Annotated in this window: 3 tRNA genes and 3 rRNA genes; all 6 read left to right on the top strand. The window is 53.9% G+C overall.

The annotated features are described in order from the left end of the window. Nucleotides 1-319: 319 nt before the first annotated feature. The 6 genes from KUV62_RS22530 to KUV62_RS22505 all read left to right on the top strand — a co-directional run bounded on the left by KUV62_RS22530 (nucleotide 320) and on the right by KUV62_RS22505 (nucleotide 5,913). A 16S ribosomal RNA gene (locus KUV62_RS22530) occupies nucleotides 320-1,783 on the top strand. Nucleotides 1,784-1,922: 139 nt separating this feature from the next. After that, nucleotides 1,923-1,999, top strand: a tRNA-Ile gene (locus KUV62_RS22525). 128 nt (nucleotides 2,000-2,127) lie between these two features. Continuing rightward, a tRNA-Ala gene (locus tag KUV62_RS22520) sits at nucleotides 2,128-2,203 on the top strand. 417 nt (nucleotides 2,204-2,620) lie between these two features. Beyond that, nucleotides 2,621-5,450: ribosomal RNA gene (locus KUV62_RS22515) — 23S ribosomal RNA — on the top strand. 198 nt (nucleotides 5,451-5,648) lie between these two features. Then, nucleotides 5,649-5,763, top strand: a 5S ribosomal RNA gene (rrf, locus tag KUV62_RS22510). Together the 16S, 23S and 5S rRNA genes with 3 tRNA genes alongside form the textbook arrangement of a ribosomal RNA operon. Before the next feature lie 73 nt (nucleotides 5,764-5,836). Further along, nucleotides 5,837-5,913: transfer RNA gene (locus KUV62_RS22505), tRNA-Met, on the top strand.

Here is a 5,913-nt window from a genome sequence, read left to right as displayed (position 1 = left end):
AGAAATTCGAGAGGTTGACGGGCGGGCGCGCCGAACAAGTTAGGGCGCACTGGTCTGGTTTTTGTCTCTCACGCTGTTTGACATCGCTAATATCTGAAGAGATATGTGGGCGACCTTGGTTCATTCGATGGATCAAACGTCTGTATATCGCGCTTCTAGGGTTTCGGCCCGATGATGAAGTGTCAGCTTCACTGTTTGTACGGCTTCTGGTTTTCTTAGGGAAACCTGGAGCACATCAAACAGATGACTTCATCCGGTTTAGCCACCGGATGAGATGTGCAGAGGTTCGAACGTCAAGGATAACCGAGCAATCGGTTTTCAACTTGAGAGTTTGATCCTGGCTCAGAACGAACGCTGGCGGCAGGCCTAACACATGCAAGTCGAGCGAGACCTTCGGGTCTAGCGGCGGACGGGTGAGTAACGCGTGGGAACGTGCCCTTCTCTGCAGGATAGCCACTGGAAACGGTGAGTAATACTGCATACGCCCTTCGGGGGAAAGATTTATCGGAGAAGGATCGGCCCGCGTTAGATTAGGTAGTTGGTGGGGTAATGGCCTACCAAGCCTACGATCTATAGCTGGTTTGAGAGGATGATCAGCCACACTGGGACTGAGACACGGCCCAGACTCCTACGGGAGGCAGCAGTGGGGAATCTTAGACAATGGGGGCAACCCTGATCTAGCCATGCCGCGTGAGTGATGAAGGCCTTAGGGTCGTAAAGCTCTTTCGCTGGGGAAGATAATGACGGTACCCAGTAAAGAAACCCCGGCTAACTCCGTGCCAGCAGCCGCGGTAATACGGAGGGGGTTAGCGTTGTTCGGAATTACTGGGCGTAAAGCGCGCGTAGGCGGATCAGAAAGTTGGGGGTGAAATCCCGGGGCTCAACCTCGGAACTGCCTCCAAAACTCCTGGTCTTGAGTTCGAGAGAGGTGAGTGGAACTCCGAGTGTAGAGGTGAAATTCGTAGATATTCGGAAGAACACCAGTGGCGAAGGCGGCTCACTGGCTCGATACTGACGCTGAGGTGCGAAAGTGTGGGGAGCAAACAGGATTAGATACCCTGGTAGTCCACACCGTAAACGATGAATGCCAGTCGTCGGGTAGCATGCTATTCGGTGACACACCTAACGGATTAAGCATTCCGCCTGGGGAGTACGGTCGCAAGATTAAAACTCAAAGGAATTGACGGGGGCCCGCACAAGCGGTGGAGCATGTGGTTTAATTCGAAGCAACGCGCAGAACCTTACCAACCCTTGACATCCTCAGCTACATCCAGAGATGGATGGTTCCCTTCGGGGACTGAGTGACAGGTGCTGCATGGCTGTCGTCAGCTCGTGTCGTGAGATGTTCGGTTAAGTCCGGCAACGAGCGCAACCCACATCCTTAGTTGCCAGCAGTTCGGCTGGGCACTCTAGGGAAACTGCCCGTGATAAGCGGGAGGAAGGTGTGGATGACGTCAAGTCCTCATGGCCCTTACGGGTTGGGCTACACACGTGCTACAATGGTGTCTACAGTGGGTTAATCCCAAAAAGACATCTCAGTTCGGATTGTCGTCTGCAACTCGACGGCATGAAGTCGGAATCGCTAGTAATCGCGTAACAGCATGACGCGGTGAATACGTTCCCGGGCCTTGTACACACCGCCCGTCACACCATGGGAGTTGGGTTCACCCGAAGGCCGTGCGCCAACCTTTCGAGGAGGCAGCGGACCACGGTGAGCTCAGCGACTGGGGTGAAGTCGTAACAAGGTAGCCGTAGGGGAACCTGCGGCTGGATCACCTCCTTTCTAAGGATGTTCCTGGATCATTCAGCTTGCTGATGACGTGGAACACTTAGCAAGCTCTGATTAGTCGTCAGAGCACATCATCGGACCCGGGTCGTCCTCATATCTCTTCAGAACAAGACAACGGGCTACCGCTCGTTCTGGGTCGGTAGCTCAGGTGGTTAGAGCGCACGCCTGATAAGCGTGAGGTCGGAGGTTCAAGTCCTCCTCGACCCACCATACCCTCTTGAGGGGATCGGTGAACGCTATTGGTAGCTTCGCACCCAGAATTGCACCGGGTGACGCTCCCGTGACATTCCTTTGGAATGCACTGCCGCGCACGCCCACGATTTTGCGTGCAAAATTGTGGGGCCTTAGCTCAGCTGGGAGAGCGCCTGATTTGCATTCAGGAGGTCAGGAGTTCGATCCTCCTAGGCTCCACCATCGCCCATCAGACAGCGTCTCGATTTGACCGATAAGCACTTTCGAGTGTTTATCCGTCCAATCGGACGAGATTTAACATCGTATAGAGAGATACAAATCAACCTTGCTTGGTTTGCCGAAGTAACGGCGAAACCTCTGCAGGTCTTCCTCCGGGAAGAGGTGATTGACCAGTCTAGCCGGCCGGTCCGTCATATCCCTGTTGAAACGAGCAAGTGTTGTCCAAGTCAAGTACACTAACCCGTGCGATCGCGAGATCGCACAAGTCCACTCGACAGAGTGGGCGGGAAAGTATGCTTTTGATCCGGTATCAAAGTCACTGCACGAACCAGCGTAGTGACGCGATGGGTTTGGCCCTACCTTTGCGCTCAGTGAGCTCTGCGGTAGCGCACTATAACGAGCCTGTCTTTTACTGGATCAAATCAAGCGCGAGAAGGGCGTTTGGTGGATGCCTTGGCAGTAAGAGGCGATGAAGGACGTGATACTCTGCGATAAGTCCTGGCGAGCTGAGAATAAGCTTTGACCCAGGAATTTCCGAATGGGGCAACCCACCTGAAAGTTCATTATAATTGCTTCGGCAGTTTATAATGTTCTTAAACAGGTACTTTTAACCTGAATACATAGGGTTTTAAGAGCAAACCCGGGGAACTGAAACATCTAAGTACCCGGAGGAAAGGACATCAATAGAGACTCCCCTAGTAGCGGCGAGCGAACGGGGACCAGCCGAGCCTTGAGAGTGACCAGAAGGATCTGGAAAGATCAGCCATAGTGGGTGACAGCCCCGTATGGGAAGCTCGATAGGACGTATTAAGTAGGGCGGGACACGTGAAATCCTGTCTGAAGATCGGAGGACCACCTCCGAAGGCTAAGTACTCCTTACTGACCGATAGCGAACCAGTACCGTGAGGGAAAGGTGAAAAGCACCCCGACGAGGGGAGTGAAACAGTACCTGAAACCGAACGCCTACAATCAGTCGGAGGATCTTTACGATCTGACGGCGTACCTTTTGTATAATGGGTCATCGACTTGGTCTATCTAGCAAGCTTAAGCCGTTAGGTGTAGGCGCAGCGAAAGCGAGTCTTAATAGGGCGTCGAGTTAGATGGATCAGACCCGAAACCGAGTGATCTAGGCATGACCAGGATGAAGGTAAGGTAACACTTACTGGAGGTCCGAACCCACACCTGTTGAAAAAGGTCGGGATGAGTTGTGCCTAGGGGTGAAAGGCCAATCAAACTCGGAGATAGCTGGTTCTCCGCGAAATCTATTTAGGTAGAGCGTCATCCGAATACCCCGGGGGGTAGAGCACTGGATGGGTAATGGGGCCCCACAGGCTTACTGATCCTAACCAAACTCCGAATACCCGGGAGTACTAGATGGCAGACACACTGCGGATGCTAACGTCCGTAGTGGAGAGGGAAACAACCCTGACCTACAGCTAAGGCCCCCAATTCATGGCTAAGTGGGAAAGCAGGTGGGACGACCAAAACAACCAGGAGGTTGGCTTAGAAGCAGCCATCCTTTAAAGATAGCGTAACAGCTCACTGGTCTAATTAAGTTGTCCTGCGGCGAAGATGTAACGGGGCTCAAGCCATGAGCCGAAGCTTAGGATGCCGTAAGGCATGGTAGCGGAGCGTAGTGTGATATAGGATCTATCCTCTTCTGCATCCTTCGGGATGCAATGGAGGACAAGATCCTTTCTGTGAAGCCCGGGCGTGAGCCATCGGGTGGAGAGATCACTAGCGAGAATGATGACATGAGTAGCGACAAGGAGTGTGAGAGACACTCCCGCCGAAAGTCCAAGGGTTCCTGCTTAAAGCTAATCTGAGCAGGGTAAGCCGGCCCCTAAGGCGAGGCCGAAAGGCGTAGTCGATGGGAACCAGGTTAATATTCCTGGGCCATGTGGTGGTGACGGATCACGGATGTAGTTCTTCCTTATCGGATTGGGAGGGCTGCTGAGTGGTCCCTGGAAATAGCCCCACTTTAGGACCGTACCCTAAACCGACACAGGTGGACTGGTAGAGAATACCAAGGCGCTTGAGAGAACGATGTTGAAGGAACTCGGCAAAATACCTCCGTAAGTTCGCGAGAAGGAGGCCCGGTTCCTAGGCAACTAGGGGCTGGGGGCACAAACCAGGGGGTGGCGACTGTTTACTAAAAACACAGGGCTCTGCGAAGTCGCAAGACGACGTATAGGGTCTGACGCCTGCCCGGTGCCTGAAGGTTAAAAGGAGGGGTGAGAGCTCCGAATTGAAGCCCAGGTAAACGGCGGCCGTAACTATAACGGTCCTAAGGTAGCGAAATTCCTTGTCGGGTAAGTTCCGACCTGCACGAATGGCGTAACGACTTCCCCGCTGTCTCCAACATCGACTCAGCGAAATTGAATTGCCTGTCAAGATGCAGGCTTCCCGCGGTTAGACGGAAAGACCCCGTGCACCTTTACTACAGCTTCGCACTGGCATCAGGATTGTGATGTGCAGGATAGGTGGTAGGCTTCGAAGCAGGGACGCCAGTCTCTGTGGAGCCAACAGATGAGATACCACCCTTCGCACTCTTGATGTCTAACCGCGGTCCGTTATCCGGATCCGGGACCCTGCGTGGCGGGTAGTTTGACTGGGGCGGTCGCCTCCTAAAGCGTAACGGAGGCGCGCGAAGGTTGGCTCAGAGCGGTCGGAAATCGCTCGTTGAGTGCAATGGCAGAAGCCAGCCTGACTGCAAGACTGACAAGTCGAGCAGAGTCGAAAGACGGCCATAGTGATCCGGTGGTCCCAAGTGGGAGGGCCATCGCTCAACGGATAAAAGGTACGCCGGGGATAACAGGCTGATACTGCCCAAGAGTCCATATCGACGGCAGTGTTTGGCACCTCGATGTCGGCTCATCTCATCCTGGGGCTGGAGCAGGTCCCAAGGGTACGGCTGTTCGCCGTTTAAAGAGGTACGTGAGCTGGGTTTAGAACGTCGTGAGACAGTTCGGTCCCTATCTGCCGTGGGTGTAGGATACTTGAGAGGAGTTGCCCCTAGTACGAGAGGACCGGGGTGAACGATCCACTGGTGGACCAGTTGTCGTGCCAACGGCAGTGCTGGGTAGCTATGATCGGACAGGATAACCGCTGAAGGCATCTAAGCGGGAAGCCCCCCTCAAAACAAGGTATCCCTGAGGACCGTGGAAGACCACCACGTCGATAGGCCGGAGATGTAAGCATGGTAACATGTTCAGTTGACCGGTACTAATGGTCCGATAGGCTTGATTTGATCCAGTAACAGACAGGAACACACCTGATGTTACGGCTCAAAAGCATACACACAAACAGTGTACTCGACTGACAGCACCGCCCAATAAGGGCAGGTTGATAACACGCACCCGGAGCACGGGGGGTGGCAACGCGCTTCGCTTCGCGAAACGCTGCCTGACACCCGCTGCACATCCGGTACAGCGTGGTCTTTCCTTGGTTTGGTGGTCATAGCACGAGCAAAACACCCGGCTCCATTCCGAACCCGGTCGTTAAGTGCCGTCGCGCCAATGGTACTGCGTCTCAAGACGTGGGAGAGTAGGTCACCGCCAAACCTAGAAAAGACCACATACGTATCTCTCTAAACGATAAACCCTCGATCAAATCACCCTCGAGGGTCAAAATTGCCGCGGGATGGAGCAGCCCGGTAGCTCGTCAGGCTCATAACCTGAAGGTCGTAGGTTCAAATCCTACTCCCGCAACCA

It is taken from the genome of Salipiger bermudensis, from assembly GCF_019801965.1.
Classification (GTDB): Bacteria; Pseudomonadota; Alphaproteobacteria; order Rhodobacterales; family Rhodobacteraceae; genus Salipiger; species Salipiger bermudensis_A.
This window is presented reverse-complemented; position numbering and strand designations above follow the sequence as displayed.